Source organism: Parabacteroides sp. AT13, from assembly GCF_002272965.1.
Lineage (GTDB): Bacteria > Bacteroidota > Bacteroidia > Bacteroidales > Tannerellaceae > Parabacteroides > Parabacteroides distasonis.
The window spans coordinates 21301-36749 of the sequence record NZ_NQMH01000002.1 but is presented as its reverse complement, the minus strand read 5'-3'; the positions used below and the strand labels follow the sequence as shown (position 1 = coordinate 36749).

Annotated in this window: 13 protein-coding genes; 12 read left to right on the top strand and 1 reads right to left on the bottom strand. The window is 49.7% G+C overall.

The window, feature by feature from the left end; translation table 11 throughout:
• The first annotated feature begins 155 nt into the window (after nucleotides 1-155).
• The 12 genes from CI959_RS14500 to CI959_RS14445 all read left to right on the top strand — a co-directional run bounded on the left by CI959_RS14500 (nucleotide 156) and on the right by CI959_RS14445 (nucleotide 14100).
• Nucleotides 156-1262, top strand: coding sequence for a sensor histidine kinase (locus tag CI959_RS14500; RefSeq protein WP_005855572.1), 1107 nt, complete (start codon nucleotides 156-158; stop codon nucleotides 1260-1262).
• 17 nt (nucleotides 1263-1279) lie between these two features.
• Nucleotides 1280-2032 (top strand): LytTR family DNA-binding domain-containing protein, encoded by a 753-nt coding sequence (locus tag CI959_RS14495; protein WP_005855569.1) that lies wholly within the window; start codon nucleotides 1280-1282, stop codon nucleotides 2030-2032.
• 73 nt (nucleotides 2033-2105) lie between these two features.
• Nucleotides 2106-2957, top strand: a complete 852-nt coding sequence (locus CI959_RS14490) for a DUF3298 and DUF4163 domain-containing protein (RefSeq protein ID WP_005855566.1) — start codon at nucleotides 2106-2108, stop codon at nucleotides 2955-2957.
• A gap of 20 nt (nucleotides 2958-2977) precedes the next feature.
• Nucleotides 2978-3670 carry a 16S rRNA (guanine(527)-N(7))-methyltransferase RsmG gene (gene rsmG / locus CI959_RS14485; RefSeq protein WP_011966023.1) on the top strand — a complete coding sequence of 231 codons (693 nt, stop codon included), beginning with the start codon at nucleotides 2978-2980 and terminating at the stop codon, nucleotides 3668-3670.
• Nucleotides 3667-4305, top strand: a complete 639-nt coding sequence (locus tag CI959_RS14480; protein ID WP_005855561.1) for an MBL fold metallo-hydrolase — start codon at nucleotides 3667-3669, stop codon at nucleotides 4303-4305. The genes rsmG and CI959_RS14480 overlap by 4 nt, the downstream gene beginning before the upstream one ends.
• A 12-nt stretch (nucleotides 4306-4317) precedes the next feature.
• Nucleotides 4318-7170: an aminomethyl-transferring glycine dehydrogenase gene (gene gcvP / locus CI959_RS14475; RefSeq protein ID WP_005855559.1), complete on the top strand. Its 2853-nt coding sequence runs from the start codon at nucleotides 4318-4320 to the stop codon at nucleotides 7168-7170.
• Nucleotides 7167-8276 carry a hypothetical protein gene (locus CI959_RS14470; RefSeq protein WP_039848705.1) on the top strand — a complete coding sequence of 370 codons (1110 nt, stop codon included), beginning with the start codon at nucleotides 7167-7169 and terminating at the stop codon, nucleotides 8274-8276. Before gcvP ends, CI959_RS14470 begins: the two co-directional genes overlap by 4 nt.
• A gap of 112 nt (nucleotides 8277-8388) precedes the next feature.
• The gene (locus CI959_RS14465) at nucleotides 8389-9768 is read left to right on the top strand and encodes an MFS transporter (protein WP_005855557.1); all 1380 of its coding nucleotides are present in this window, start codon (nucleotides 8389-8391) and stop codon (nucleotides 9766-9768) included.
• 57 nt (nucleotides 9769-9825) lie between these two features.
• Nucleotides 9826-10305: an AraC family transcriptional regulator gene (locus CI959_RS14460; RefSeq protein WP_005855556.1), complete on the top strand. Its 480-nt coding sequence runs from the start codon at nucleotides 9826-9828 to the stop codon at nucleotides 10303-10305.
• A gap of 154 nt (nucleotides 10306-10459) precedes the next feature.
• A complete protein-coding gene (locus CI959_RS14455) occupies nucleotides 10460-11365 on the top strand; it encodes an electron transfer flavoprotein subunit beta/FixA family protein (protein ID WP_005855555.1) in 906 nt (301 codons plus the stop codon).
• A 4-nt stretch (nucleotides 11366-11369) separates the two neighbouring features.
• Nucleotides 11370-12389 carry an electron transfer flavoprotein subunit alpha/FixB family protein gene (locus CI959_RS14450; RefSeq protein ID WP_005855554.1) on the top strand — a complete coding sequence of 340 codons (1020 nt, stop codon included), beginning with the start codon at nucleotides 11370-11372 and terminating at the stop codon, nucleotides 12387-12389.
• A gap of 4 nt (nucleotides 12390-12393) precedes the next feature.
• Nucleotides 12394-14100, top strand: coding sequence for an acyl-CoA dehydrogenase family protein (locus CI959_RS14445; protein ID WP_005855553.1), 1707 nt, complete (start codon nucleotides 12394-12396; stop codon nucleotides 14098-14100).
• 51 nt (nucleotides 14101-14151) lie between these two features.
• On the opposite strand, the gene CI959_RS14440 is transcribed toward CI959_RS14445, so the two are convergent.
• A complete protein-coding gene (locus CI959_RS14440) occupies nucleotides 14152-15435 on the bottom strand; it encodes an MATE family efflux transporter (protein WP_005855552.1) in 1284 nt (427 codons plus the stop codon).
• Between the last annotated feature and the right edge of the window lie 14 nt (nucleotides 15436-15449).

Here is a 15449-nt window from a genome sequence, read left to right as displayed (position 1 = left end):
CGCAAATATGACTCCCGGAGAGGCCAAAAGTTTTGTTTTTCCGTCCAAAGCGAAAGAAAAAGGATTGAGGGCGAAAATTAAATGATCCGAAAACAGGAGGAAAAGAAAGGGTATATCAAGCTTTAACTTTACTTTTGCCTATAAAAAGAGAAGCCATGAAAATAAGACATTATCTCCTTCAGAAACCATCCATACTGATATGGGTATCCGTATTATCGGGTTTCTTCGTGACCTCCGAAGAGATCATGGATTGTATCGAGCTATCCCGGATCAGAGGGATTGACCCCGAGATCGACAGTATATTATTGTTGATCTTCCAATGCCTGTTTTTCATCCTGTTCACTCGGATACTACTACAAATTAACGTATGTTGGCAGCCTGAGAAAAAAGGGCATCTCAAGCAATTCGCCTATTCGTCGCTGGTATCCGTATTATTTTCCTTAATCGTATGGCTCGGGGTCTCACCCGTCATACGAAGCACAAACCAAAATATCCGGGAGAAATACGAGCGAAACGAACCGAAAGAAAACCACCGTTTCCATGGGAAGAAGCTTTTCTACTTGTTCCACGAGCCAGAGGAGGCATGGTACAACAACCTTTTCACGCTATTCGTTGGAATATACACGTTCAGCCGGATTTATATCCTCGCCGCACGTAAAGAGGAAGTGGAGCGAAACTACGAGAAACTGAAAAACGAATCCCTGCAAAGCCAGATAGATGCCTTGTACAACCAGATCAACCCTCATTTTTTCTTCAATGCGTTGAACTCTTTGCATGCCTTGATAGTCGAAGGACAGAATCAGAAATCACTGGCTTATCTCTCCAACCTATCCAATGTATTCCGATATATACTTCAAAGCGAGAAGAAAGAATTAGTGGCGTTAAAGGACGAACTATCTTTTTTGGAAACCTACCGCTTCATGCTATCCGTCAAATATGAGGAGAAACTGACGTTCGACATACAGATCAACCCAGCCTATATGTCCTGCCAGCTACCGGTTCTTTCCTTGCTACCATTGATAGAAAACGTGATCAAGCATAATGAGATCAGCGCCCGCAACCCAATGCGATTATCCATTTACAGCACCCACGAACCTTCTTTGGTGATCCTAAACCGGAAACAGCCCAAGCTGGACGAGGTGGAGAAAGTGGGTATCGGGCTGAAAAACCTAGATAACCGCTTTGCCCTACTCGTAAAAAAAAGAATAAGGATAGAGGATACGGATGAGTTTTTCCGTGTTTCCCTACCTTTAAAGAGTTAATCTAAATCCAAACAATCATGAAAATCATCATTATCGAAGACGAGGCCGCAGCCTACAAGAACATCAAGAACTTATTACTACAGATAGATCCGCATATCGAGATCTTGGATCATTTCGATACGGTAGTAGATAGCGTGACATGGCTCCGTAGTCATCCCATGCCCGACCTCATCTTCATGGATATCCAATTGGCGGACGGAAACTCTTTCAATATTTTCGAATGCGTCACCATAGAGGTTCCCATCATATTCACTACCGCATACGACCAATATGCGATCAAGGCATTCGAGGTAAACAGCGTCGATTATCTATTGAAGCCTATCACGTTAGAGAGCATGCGAAAGGCACTAGATAAATACAACCGACTTAATCCGGTGACCGTACGGCAGCATATCAGCCGGATCGACCAATTGGTTTGTAGCTCGGAATATCTAAAGCGGATTCTCGTCCCATTCAAGGATCGGATTATACCGATCAAAACCGAGGCGATCGCTTATTTCTATAACACGAACGGCGAAAGTAGCGTGGTGACCCGCGAGAGACAATCATATTCCATCGGTAAATCTCTAGACTCCTTAATGATAAAATTAAACCCGACTTGCTTCTTCCGGGTAAACCGACAGTTTATCCTTTCCAAGGAAGTAATAGATAGCTTCACCATCTGGTTCGATAGCCGATTACGTATAAATCTGAGCCTCCCGACCGACGAACCCATTTTCGTGGCTAAAAATAAGGCGGCGGAATTTAAGGTATGGTTGTCCTCTTATTAAACTTCATCGTGCAATTTGATTATACAATTTAATAACGTACATTCGCGTACAAATAAATTAAATCTGTAGTCCGATGAGAACGCATTTACGCGAAAGCATGCTGGCGCTTCTTTTGATAGGTATCTTAGCCACGGGTTGCGATACCGGAACGAAGAAGGCTTCTGAAAACAGTATCACGTTTGATTCTATCAGCGTGGAAAAGACTTACCATTTGTTAGATAATCCGGATAATCCCAATTGCAATCTAGAGATCAAGTTCGTTTATCCCCGGAAATATTCGGATAAAGAGGTTCTTAAGAATCTACAGAGACAGTTCGTCTCCTCTTATTTCGGCGAGAATTATGAGCAATTATCCCCCGAGGAGGCGGTACGGAAATATACCGACGACTATCTGGCCGCTTATAAGGATCTGGAAGAGGATTACAAGGCTGAGGTGGCGAAATCCGACGAGACACCGGTGGGCTCTTGGTTCTCTTACTATGAGATGTCGTCGGATGATATCGCCTTCAACCAAGACGATATCATCAGCTATACGGTAAGCTTCGAGAACTATACGGGCGGAGCGCATGGCGCACATTCCTACAATAACCATGTAGTGAACCTCAAGACCGGTAAGCCGATCACCGAGGAGGAGATATTCGTGGACAACTATCAAGACAATCTGGCGCGAATATTGGTAGATCAGATCGCCAAGCAAAACAACGTATCCGACGCCAAGGAACTGGAAAATATCGGTTTCTTTAGCGTGGACGAGATCTTCCCGAACGGCAACTTCCTCGTAGACGAGACGGGCATCACCTATTCTTTCAACGAATATGAGATAGCGGCATACGTGGTAGGCGTCACGAACGTCCATCTCCCTTACAAGGAAATCCGCTATTTGCTGCGGGATGACAGCCCGATAAGTCAGTTAATTGAAAATTGAAAATTGAGAATTGAAAATTAATGATAGATAAACCTATAAACAGATGTCCTATGGAACAAAATACAGAGAAATTCTCAATTCCCAATTCTCAATTTTCAATTCTCACATCTTATTTCCCCGATCTCACCGACCGGCAAAAAGAGCAATACGCCGCCCTATATGACCTATATACGGATTGGAACGCCAAGATCAACGTGATCTCACGGAAGGATATCGAGAACCTATATCCGCATCACGTGCTTCACTCGCTGGGTATCACCGATATGCTGCGTTTCAAGCCGGGTTCCTCGGTGATGGATCTGGGTACGGGAGGCGGTTTTCCCGGCATCCCCTTGGCGATCTTATTCCCGGAGACCCATTTCCATCTGGTAGACAGTATCGGGAAAAAAATCAAGGTGGGACAAGCCGTGGCCGAGGCGATCGGGCTGGAGAACGTATCCTTCCGCCATTGCCGGGGCGAGGAGGAAAAGCAGCTTTTCGATTTCGTGGTAAGCCGTGCCGTGATGCCTCTGGCGGATCTGGTAAAGATCGTCCGCAAGAATATAAAGAAAGAACAGATCAACGCATTGCCCAACGGATTGATTTGCCTGAAAGGTGGAGAGCTGGCGCACGAGATATTGCCTTTCCGGAACCAAGCGATAAGCATGGATCTGAAAGACCATTTTAAAGAAGAGTTTTTTGAAACTAAAAAAGTAGTGTACGTACCCTTATGATTACGATAAAATCTTTCGAAGTAAACTATTTCTCCGAGAATACTTACTTGCTATACGATGATACCAAGGAGGCAGTCCTTATCGATTGCGGCTGCCTGCGCAAAGAGGAACAAAAAGAAGTAAGCGACTTTATCGCCCAGAACGGGCTGACGCTGAAACGTTACCTTTGTACGCACCTCCATCTGGATCACATATTCGGCAACGAATTCGTCCATAACACCTACGGGTTGAGCCCGGAAGCCCATAAAGCGGACGTGGAGGGCCTTCCCTCCCCCGAGGAGCAAGCCAAGGCGTTCGGCCTGCCGATGAAGGCGAAAAGCGTCCCGGTAGGGAAATATCTGGTAAACGGGGAAATCATAAAGTTCGGGAAATCCGAGCTGGCGGTATTGAGCGTTCCCGGTCATTCGCCCGGAGGCGTGGCTTTCTATAACAAGAAGAACGGTTTCGTGATCGTCGGGGATTCCTTGTTCGCCGGAAGCATCGGCCGTACCGATTTATGGGGAGGCAACCAAGATATACTGCTTGCCGCTATCAAGGACAAATTACTGTCGTTGCCGGACGAGACCGTGGTATACCCCGGCCATGGCCCCGAGACACGAATCATTGATGAGAAATTAAATAATCCTTATTTATAAAATACTAGAATTATGGACACAAATAAGTTTGTAAACCGCCACGTGGGCATCTCTGCGGAAGATATTCCCGCTATGTTGGAGACGATTGGCGTGAAGTCTTTGGACGAGTTGATCGATCAGACCATTCCGGCCAACATCCGTTTGAAAGAGCCGTTGAACCTCCCGGAGGCCATGACGGAACGTGAGTTCGCCGAGCATATCGCCGAGCTGGCTTCCAAGAACGAGGTATTCACCTCTTATATCGGTATGGGTTGGTACGACACGGTTTGCCCGGCCCCGATCCAACGTAACGTATTCGAGAACCCGGTTTGGTACACCTCCTATACGCCGTATCAGGCGGAAGTATCCCAAGGACGCTTGGAGGCGTTGCTGAACTTCCAGACTGTTATCTGCGAACTGACCGGATTGCCCTTGGCGAACTGCTCGCTACTCGACGAGGCGACAGCGGCAGCCGAGGCGGTTACCATGTTTCATGGTTCACGCAGCCGTGCGCAGGTGAAAGCGGAAGCCAATACGGTATTCGTTGACGAGAACGTGTTCGCCTCTACGCTGGCCGTCATCCACACCCGCATGATCCCGCAGGGCATCCAGGTGGTAGTGGGCGATTATAAGAAATTCGAGTTCACGCCGGACGTGTTCGCCGCCATCGTACAGTTCCCGAACGCGGATGGTTCGATCGAGGACTATAAGGAATTCGTGGCCCGTGCGGGCGCCGCCGGAGCCAAGGTAGGCGTAGCCGCCGACTTGATGAGCTTGGTATTGTTGACTCCTCCGGGAGAATGGGGAGCGGATGTCGTATTCGGTAGCAGCCAGCGCTTCGGTATCCCGATGTTCTACGGGGGTCCTTCCGCCGCTTTCTTCGCTACGAAGGACGATTATAAACGTACGATCCCGGGACGTATCATCGGTATCTCCAAGGACGCTTACGGCCATCCGGCTTATCGCTTGGCTTTGCAGACCCGCGAGCAACATATCAAACGTGAGAAGGCTACGTCCAATATCTGTACGGCTCAGGCGTTGTTGGCTACCATGGCCGGATTCTACGCCGTATATCATGGAGCGGAGGGGTTGCGTAACATCGCCGGACGGATTCATTCCACGGCCGGATTCTTGGCCAAGGAGTTGGAGAAACTGGGATATACGCAATTAAACAAGGATTATTTCGATACCTTGAAGATACAGCTTCCCGCACACGTGTCGGTGAACGCGCTGCGTGAGATCGCCTTGGAGTGCAAGGTGAACTTGCGTTACTTCGAGGCCGGACAAGTAGGCGTCAGCATAGACGAGACGACATTGCCTACGGACATAGGCGTATTATTATACATCTTCGCCGGCGCCGCAGGTAAAGACTATATGCTGGACGAGTCTATCCCCGCCCAGACTTATTTCGACGCTAAATTCGCCCGTACCTCCGATTTCTTGCAGCAAGACGTATTCAAGAAATATCATACGGAGACCGAGTTGATGCGTTACATCACCCGTTTGGGACGAAAGGATGTTTCCTTGGCCCAATCCATGATCTCGCTGGGATCTTGCACGATGAAGCTAAACCCGGCTTCTACGATGTTGCCGCTTAGCCGTGCGGAATTCATGAATATCCACCCGTACGCTCCAGAGGAGCAAGTGGAAGGCTATACGGAGCTGATCGAGAACCTGTCTTCTTACTTATGCACGATCACGGGCTTCAAGGGCTGTACGTTGCAACCGAACTCCGGCGCCGCTGGCGAGTACACGGGTCTTCGTGTGATCCGTGCTTATCAGGAAAGCATCGGCCAAGGCCATCGTGATATCGTTTTGCTTCCGGCTTCCGCCCACGGAACCAACCCGGCCAGCGCTATCCAATGCGGGTATAAGACCGTAACCGTTAAATGCGACGAGAATGGTAATATCGATCTGGAAGATTTCCGTGCGAAAGCCGAGGAGAACAAGGAGCGTTTGGCTGCCAGCATGATTACCTATCCGTCTACGCATGGTATCTTCGAGGTGGACATCAAGGAGATGTGCGACATCGTTCACGCTTGCGGAGGACAGCTTTATATGGATGGCGCCAACATGAACGCGCAGGTTGGATTGACAAATCCGGGTACGATCGGCGCCGATGTATGTCACTTGAACCTGCATAAGACCTTCTCTTCTCCTCACGGAGGTGGTGGTCCCGGCGTAGGCCCGATCTGCGTGGCCGAGCATCTGGTTCCGTTCTTGCCGCAGCATCCGGTGCTTTGGGGCAGCGACTTGAATACGGTATCCGCGGCTCCTTATGGTAGCGCCGGTATCCTACCGATCACGTACGCTTACATACGCTTGCTGGGTACGGAAGGTCTTGAGACAGTAACGAAGACGGCCATCTTGAACGCCAATTACTTGGCCGCTAAGTTCAAGGATACGTACGGTATCGTCTATACCGGAGCGACAGGCCGTGTAGGTCATGAGTTGATCTTGGAATGCCGCACGGTAAAAGAGCGTTCGGGCATCGACGAGGGCGATATCGCCAAGCGTTTGATGGACTTCGGCTACCACGCTCCTACCCTATCTTTCCCGGTACACGGCACCTTGATGGTAGAGCCGACCGAGAGCGAGAGCAAGGCCGAGCTGGATCGTTTCGTAGAGGTAATGGAATGTATCTGGAACGAGATCAAGGAGGTGGAGGAAGGCAAGGCTTCGAAGGAGGACAACGTCTTGAAGAACGCCCCGCATCCGGAATACGAGGTGACCGCCGACGAGTGGAAACACGCGTATCCCCGCACGAAGGCCGCCTTCCCGCTGGAATGGTTGCACGACAGCAAGTTCTGGATTAACGTAGCCCGTGTAGATAACGCTTATGGCGATCGTAACTTGATCCCGACTTTATGCGCTTGCGAGATATGAAGAAGCTCTTTATCGCTTTGGCGGCCGTCGCTCTGACGGCTTGCGTCAAGGCGCCCGAGAAAACAGTCAAGGTCTACGCATGGCAAGGCGAAGGCGGGAATACCACCGAGCAAACCTTACAAGCGGACTTTAGTAAATGGCATGCCCACGGTGTAGACGGGATGTGCTACAACGCCGGCCACGACACGGAGAAAATCCAGCGTGCCGCCAAAGCGGCCCATGCCAATGGCATGGAATACCACGCATGGATTCCTGCCATGTTGCAACATGGATTGGACTCCACCCTCTACGCCGTGAACCGGAAAGGCGAGTCGGCCTATTCCGTACAGGCCTATGTCCCTTATTACAAATGCCTGTGCCCGAACCAAGAAGGTACGGCGGAGTTCTTGCTGGATCTATATGGCAAGGTAGCCGATATCCCGGAGGTGGATTATATCCATCTGGATTATATCCGTTACGTGGATGTCATCCTGGCCCGCGGACTTTGGGAAAAATACGGCTTGGTGATGGACGAGGAATATCCTACGGCGGACTATTGCTACTGTGACAAATGCGTGGCCGATTTCAAGGCCGCTACCGGTATCGACATCAAATCCGTAGAGGATCCTTCCAAATGCGCGGAATGGGCGCAGTTTCGTTGCGACCTGATCACGAAATTGGTAAATCGCATCGCCGACGAGGTTCACGGCAAAGGCAAGAAAGTGAGCGCCGCCGTATTCCCGGGGCCGGACTCTCACGCTAAATGGATGGTTCGTCAAGAATGGAATAAATGGAATATCGACGCTTTCTTCCCGATGAATTATAACGATTTCTATCTGGAGGACGCTTCTTGGCTGGCTCCGATCGTGAAAGAGGAAGTAGCCGCCGTGCAAGGCAAGAAGCCGGTTTATAGCGGTCTGTTCATCTGCGAGGATTGGCAGAACAAGGCGAATATCAAGGACCCGGAAGGCCATGGACTGATCCCGTCCGAGATCGAGGAGGCCGTAAGAGGCTCCATGGAGAACGGAGCGGCCGGCGTGGCGTTGTTTACGCCGGGCAACATGACGGATGAGCATTGGAAAGCTTTCGATAAGGCGATCCACCAACCGTATACCGTAAAGCCCTAATTCGTAATTACTATACGATAAAACAAAGACGAGGAGGCGCAGCTCTTCATTTTCTCGCCTGCGCCTCCTCTTTGACTTATCCATCTAATCTATCTTACTAATAAATAATATCATGACAACTAAGAAACAAGAGAAAATCAAATTCAGTAAAGCATTCTGGGTAGCGAACACCGTCGAGTTGTTCGAGCGAGCCGCTTATTATGGCGTATTTATCGTTATAACCCTTTATCTTAGCCGCATCTTAGGCTTTAACGATATTCAGGCCGCCAGCATCGCCGGTATCTTTTCCGCTTGTCTGTATCTGCTGCCCACATTCGCCGGAGCGTTGGCCGATAAGATCGGTTTCCGCAACTCGATGCTACTGGCTTTCACTTTGTTAACTTGTGGCTATCTAGGACTGGCTGTTTACCCTACTTGGCTTCAATCCGCCGGACTTGTTGAATACAGCACGACGACTACCTTTACGGGATTGCTGGAGAGCAATCTTCAGTACGGCATTATCCCTATCATGGCCTTGATCGTATGCGGCGGGGCTTTTATCAAGAGCGTTATCTCCGGCACGGTCGCTAAAGAGACTACGCCGGAAACCCGTGCGAAGGGCTTCTCTATCTTCTACGCGATGGTAAATATCGGGGCCTTCTCCGGGAAGACCATCGTGAAGCCGCTTCGTGAGGCGTTGGGCAACGAAGGTTTGATTACCTTGAACTATTTCTCGGCGAGCATGACCTTCCTTGCCTTGCTAGCCATCTGGTTCTTCTACAAAAGCGCTCAGCATTCGGGCGAGGGCAAGACGTTCGGGCAGATCTGGAACGCCTTGATCAAGGTTTGTAGTAACGGACGGCTCATTACATTAATCATCATTATCACCGGATTCTGGATGGTACAACACCAGCTGTATGCCACGATGCCAAAATATGTGCTTCGTTTGGCCGGCGAGGGAGCCTCTCCTTCTTGGTATGCCAACGTAAACCCTTTAGTCGTAGTTCTGACAGTCAATCTTGTAACACAGATGATGCGGAAGCGGACAGCGCTTACCTCCATGACGGTGGGTATGTTTATCATGCCGGTGTCCGCTCTTTGCATGGCATCCGGTAATATGCTGGATACTAATTCCTTGATCCTAGGGATGCATCCCGTAGCCTTCATGATGGTGGTGGGTATCGTCTTCCAAGGGCTGGCGGAGACGTTCATCTCTCCTCGCTTTCTCGAGTATTTCTCCTTGCAAGCACCCAAAGGAGAAGAAGGTCTCTATCTTGGATTCAGCCATTTGCATTCTTTCCTCTCCTCTATCTTCGGATTCGGGCTGTCCGGTTTCCTTTTAAGCAAGTATTGCCCGGAGCCAACCCTGTTCGCCTCTCACGAGGAATGGCTGGCGGCAAGCGCGAACGCCCATTACATCTGGTATTACTTCGGTGCGATCGCCTTGGTATCCGCCGTAGCGTTGATCGTGTATGGACAAGTCGTAAAGAGGCTGGATAGCCAAAAGATTTGACCCGGAAGAATCGCAAGATCAAATCCTTGAGAAAAAACAACCTTAAAACATATCATCATGGAAGAAACATTCAAGAGAATCCCCCCGGAAGATGTCTTTATCACCGTCTTCAAGCGTAAACCCACCGAAGAAGAGCTTTGGATGGGCGTCCCTCCCGACTTCGACGGCAACCGCCCCTCGGGCAACAACCTGATCGATCTCTTCGCCTATCTCATCCGCAAGTACGGCCGGATGGACACCAGCGAATACGCCCGCATAATGCAACTCAAGACCAGCGAGCTCCGGGGCGCCATCCTCGCCATCGGCGGCATGTCGGCGATGGAATGGCGCAACCGCTACCTTCTCCTCGAAGCTCAGGAGCTGATGGAGCGGACGGACATGAGCATCACCGAGATCGCCGCCAAGCTGGGTTTCTCGCAGCCCTCGGTATTCTCCAAGTTCTTCCGCACGCTGACGAAATCGCAGCCTTGGGAATGGCGCATCGAGAAAAAAAAACCGGGCTCAAACCGGAAGAGAACCTATCATTGCTACGAGTAATCAGCAGGCAATACATGCTCAAACACACGCCAAGTGTGCAATTTCCTCCGCAAAGTTCTTTGTTATAAAGAATGTTTGATTACTTTTGCACCTCGAGATTAACAAGAAAGTAGAAGTATTACATCAATATAAAAATCTAATATTCCTATATAATATGAGTTTAAGAATTATAGTTTTAGCGAAACAGGTCCCGGATACACGAAACGTGGGAAAGGACGCCATGAAGGCGGACGGTACGATCAATCGCGCCGCCTTGCCCGCGATCTTTAACCCGGAAGACCTGAACGCGTTGGAACAAGCGTTACGCTTGAAAGACGCTTACCCCGGGACGACAGTTACGCTGCTGACGATGGGCCCGGGACGTGCCGCCGAAATCATCCGCGAGGGTTTGTATCGTGGTGCTGACGGCGGTTTTTTGTTGACCGACCGTGCGTTTGCCGGAGCCGACACGTTAGCCACATCCTATGCGCTTGCCACGGCTATCAAGAAAATCAACGATTATGATATTATCATCGGTGGTCGCCAAGCGATCGACGGCGATACGGCACAGGTAGGTCCGCAAGTCGCTGAGAAATTAGGACTGACCCAGATCACGTATGCCGAGGAAATCCTAAACGTTGATAAGGAGGCCGGACGTATCACCGTAAAACGTCATATCGACGGGGGTGTCGAGACCGTGGAAGGTCCGCTTCCTATCGTTATCACCGTGAACGGCTCCGCCGCTCCCTGCCGTCCCCGCAACGCGAAGTTGGTACAAAAGTACAAACACGCCATGGGTAAACAGGAACGGGCCGTGCAACCCGCCTGTCACCAGGACGGTACGCCGACTCTTCGCTACCCGGAATTGTACGAGACCCGCCCGTATTTGGATATTCAAGAATGGAGCGTAGCCGACGTGAATGGTGACTTGGTTCAATGCGGCCTTAGCGGTTCGCCGACGAAGGTAAAAGCGATCGAGAATATCGTCTTCCAAGCCAAGGAAAGCAAGACCATCTCCAGCGCCGACCAAGAAGTAGAGGATTTGATTGTCGAACTGTTAGCTAACCACACCATCGGATAAGATTATGAACAACGTATTTGTATATTGTGAGACAGAAGGCACGAACGTTGCCGATGTAAGTCTTGAGCTTCTGACTAAAGGTCGTAAGCTAGCCAATCAATTGGGCTGTGGGCTGGAGGCGATCGTTGCCGGGTCCGGCCTTGAGGGTGTAGAGAAACAAGTATTGCCTTTTGGCGTCGACAAGGTTCATGTGTTCGACGCTCCGGGTCTGTTCCCTTATACGTCACTTCCTCATTCCTCTATCTTGATCAATTTGTTCAAGGAGGAGAAACCGCAGATTTGCTTGATGGGCGCTACGGTGATCGGTCGTGACTTGGGCCCTCGTGTATCCTCGGCCTTGACAAGCGGCTTGACGGCCGATTGTACCTCTTTGGAGATCGGCTCGCACGAGGACAAGAAAGCGGGTATCACCTACGAGAACTTATTATATCAGATCCGTCCGGCGTTCGGTGGTAACATCGTAGCCACGATCATCAACCCGGAACATCGCCCGCAAATGGCGACCGTTCGTGAGGGCGTGATGAAAAAGGAGGTTTTGGACGAGAACTATAAAGGCGAAGTGATCCACCACGACGTAGCGAAGTATGTCCCCGAGACAGACTATGTGGTGAAAGTGATCGACCGTCATGTAGAGAAAGCGAAGCACAACCTGAAAGGCGCTCCGATCGTAGTAGCCGGAGGTTATGGCGTAGGCTCTAAGGAGAACTTTAATTTATTGTTCGATTTGGCGAAAGAGCTTCACGCCGAGGTAGGTGCCAGCCGTGCGGCTGTCGATGCCGGTTTCTGCGACCACGACCGTCAGATCGGTCAGACCGGTGTCACGGTGCGTCCGAAATTGTATATCGCTTGCGGTATCTCCGGGCAGATCCAGCATATCGCCGGCATGCAAGACGCCGGTATCATCATTTCGATCAATAATGATGAGAACGCCCCGATCAACACGATCGCCGATTACGTAATCAATGGTACGGTAGAAGAGGTGATTCCTAAGATGATTAAGTATTACAAAAAGAACAGTAAGTAAGATTATGGCTAATTTCTATACAGATAATCCCAGCTTGAAGCATCATCTTCACCATCCGTTGATGAAGCGTATCGTAGAGCTGAAAGAGCGCGGCTATGCCGACAAGGATACATACGATTATGCTCCGATCGATTTTGAGGACGCAATGGATAGCTACGAGAAAGTATTGGAGATCGTTGGTGAGATTTGCGGGGAAATTATCGCCCCGAACGCTGAGGGCGTAGACCATGAGGGCCCCACGGTAGCGAACGGACGTGTCACGTACGCTTCCGGGACACAGCAAAACCTCGATGCCGTTCGCAAGGCCGGCTTGATGGGTATCGCTATGCCTCGCCGCTACAATGGGTTGAATTTCCCGATCGTCCCTTACATCATGGCCGCCGACTTGGTTTCCCGTGCCGACGCCGGTTTCGAGAACCTTTGGGGTCTACAAGATTGTGCCGAGACCTTATACGAGTTCGGCAACGAGGATCAACGCCAACGTTACATCCCTCGTGTTTGCGACGGAGAGACCATGTCTATGGACTTGACGGAGCCGGACGCAGGTTCCGACCTTCAATCCGTTATGTTGAAAGCTTCTTACAACGAGGCTGACGGTTGCTGGTATCTGAACGGCGTAAAGCGTTTCATCACGAATGGCGACGCTGACATCCATTTGGTATTGGCCCGTTCCGAGGAAGGTACGAAGGATGGACGTGGCCTTTCCATGTTCATCTACGACAAGCGCAATGGTGGCGTGAATGTCCGTCGTATCGAGAACAAAATGGGTATCAAAGGCTCTCCTACTTGCGAGTTGGTATTCAAGAACGCGAAAGCCGAGCTTTGCGGTGATCGTAAGCTAGGTTTGATCAAATATGTAATGGCTTTGATGAACGGTGCCCGTCTGGGTATCATGGCTCAAGCCGTAGGACTTAGCGAGGCTGCCTATCGTGAGGCTTATGCTTACGCCTTGGATCGTAAACAGTTTGGTAAGTCTATCATCGAGTTCCCGGCGATCGCTGAGATTATCGCCTTGATGCGTGCGAAAGCGGATGCTTCCCGTTCTATGTTATACGAGACCGCCCGTTTCGTTGACGTCTACAAAGCGTTGGATGATATATCCAAGGAACGTAAACTGACTCCGGAAGAACGTCAAGAATTCAAGAAGTACAGCAAGCTCGCGGATGCTTTCACCCCGATGGGTAAAGGCATGACTACCGAGTACGCAAACCAGAACGCTTACGACGCTATCCAAGTTCACGGAGGTTCCGGTTTCATGAAGGACTACGCTTGCGAACGTATCTACCGGGATGCCCGCATCACGAATATCTATGAGGGTACCACCCAATTGCAAGTCGTAGCGGCCATCCGCCACGTCACCACGGGTACTTATTTGAACCAGATTCGTGAATACCAAGCGATCGAGTATAAGCCGGAATTAGAGGCTCTGAAGAACAAACTTGCCGCTATGACCGAGAAGTATGAGAAAGTGGTAGCCAAGGTTACGGAGACAAAGGATAACGAATATATTGACTTCCAAGCTCGCCGTATGGTCGAGGCAGCCGCTCATTGCGTATTCGGCTACTTGCTATTGCAAGACGCAAACAAAGATGACAGCTTCCGCCGTTCCGCCGAGGTTTATGTAAACTACGGACAAGCTGAGATTGATAAGATCGAATCCTTCATCAACAACTTCAATCGTGAGGACTTAGTTTATTACAAACAACAGTAAATAGGTTTTCCTAGGATAAAATGAGGCGAGGATCAGTTACAGGTTCTCGCCTTATTTTTTTAACCGCCAAAGTACCCATTGCATACCGCCACGTAAAGACAGATACCAAAGGAAAGCCATCCATAACGCATGATTCCCCATCGATTGATAAAACAAGTAATACATAATAAAGAAAGTGCCCGAGGCCACAAGCATCGAGTAAAGCATCTGGCGTGTGGCCGTGGCACCGATAAAGATACCGTCCCAAAGGAAAGCGGAGAATCCACATAAAGGAATCGCCAACACCCAATAGAAATAATCCCCGGAAGCTTCAATGACTGAGGTATCGTTCGTCAATAATCCCAGAAAATTCTTCCCTCCCAACGCATAAAGGATCGTGAAAGACAATGAGAGGCCGATTCCCCATAGGAACAATAAGCGAATGCATTTACGTAACCCCACATCGTTTTTGGCTCCAATAAAGCGACCGGCTAATGCCTCTCCCGCATAAGCGAATCCATCCATTATATAAGAGAACAAGGTAAATAACTGCATCAACAAGGTGTTTACGGCTAATATCACATCCCCTTGTCTCGCACCTGTAGAAGTAAAGAAAGTCGTAACAGCGACCAAGCACAAGGTCCGGAAAAATATATCACTATTGACTGAGAAGAAGCGACGCATCGCCTCCCTACCCCAAAGCCCGTTCCAATCAATATACGCTTTCAAACGTTTATAATATTTCAACCAAAGAGCAAACGCCATGAGGAGACCCGCATATTGGGCGATCAGTGTTCCCAACGCTACGCCTTCCACCTTCATACCCAGCACAAACACGAAACATAGGCTGGCCACAATATTCACGATATTCTGCGCGATAGCGATAAACATCGGGAAACGAGAATTCTGCATACCGATAAACCAACCGGCAAAGCCATATAACCCCAATACAGCCGGCGCTCCCCAGATACAGATATTAAAATAGAGAGAGGCCCATTGTTTTACCTCCTCCGTTGCGTCGATCAAAGTAAACGCAACCTTCAAGATAGGGTATTGAAGTATCAAAAGCCCCAAAGATATCAGGAAACCAACCCCGACAGACCGGAATAAGATCCGGGTAACTTCCGTCAAATCCCGTTTCCCGTACGCTTGGGAAGTCATACCGCTTGTCCCCATACGGAGAAACCCGAATATCCAGTAGATAATATTAAACAGCATCCCGCCTACAGCGATCGCCCCGATGTACGAAGCAGATCCAAGATGTCCCACGATCGCCACATCTATCAATCCCAATAAAGGTACGGTTATATTGGAAATAATAGAAGGTATCGCCAGTTGAAGTATTTTCTTATTCATATTAAATAGTGTCT

Coding starts and splice junctions, on each gene's coding strand:
- CI959_RS14470 (WP_039848705.1), top strand. CDS start 7,167: ATGAAGAAGCTCTTTATCGCTTTGGCGGCCGTCGCTCTGACGGCTTGC.
- CI959_RS14490 (WP_005855566.1), top strand. CDS start 2,106: ATGAGAACGCATTTACGCGAAAGCATGCTGGCGCTTCTTTTGATAGGT.
- CI959_RS14495 (WP_005855569.1), top strand. CDS start 1,280: ATGAAAATCATCATTATCGAAGACGAGGCCGCAGCCTACAAGAACATC.
- CI959_RS14455 (WP_005855555.1), top strand. CDS start 10,460: ATGAGTTTAAGAATTATAGTTTTAGCGAAACAGGTCCCGGATACACGA.
- CI959_RS14445 (WP_005855553.1), top strand. CDS start 12,394: ATGGCTAATTTCTATACAGATAATCCCAGCTTGAAGCATCATCTTCAC.
- gcvP (WP_005855559.1), top strand. CDS start 4,318: ATGGACACAAATAAGTTTGTAAACCGCCACGTGGGCATCTCTGCGGAA.
- CI959_RS14465 (WP_005855557.1), top strand. CDS start 8,389: ATGACAACTAAGAAACAAGAGAAAATCAAATTCAGTAAAGCATTCTGG.
- CI959_RS14500 (WP_005855572.1), top strand. CDS start 156: ATGAAAATAAGACATTATCTCCTTCAGAAACCATCCATACTGATATGG.
- CI959_RS14480 (WP_005855561.1), top strand. CDS start 3,667: ATGATTACGATAAAATCTTTCGAAGTAAACTATTTCTCCGAGAATACT.
- rsmG (WP_011966023.1), top strand. CDS start 2,978: ATGATAGATAAACCTATAAACAGATGTCCTATGGAACAAAATACAGAG.
- CI959_RS14440 (WP_005855552.1), bottom strand. CDS start 15,435: ATGAATAAGAAAATACTTCAACTGGCGATACCTTCTATTATTTCCAAT.
- CI959_RS14460 (WP_005855556.1), top strand. CDS start 9,826: ATGGAAGAAACATTCAAGAGAATCCCCCCGGAAGATGTCTTTATCACC.
- CI959_RS14450 (WP_005855554.1), top strand. CDS start 11,370: ATGAACAACGTATTTGTATATTGTGAGACAGAAGGCACGAACGTTGCC.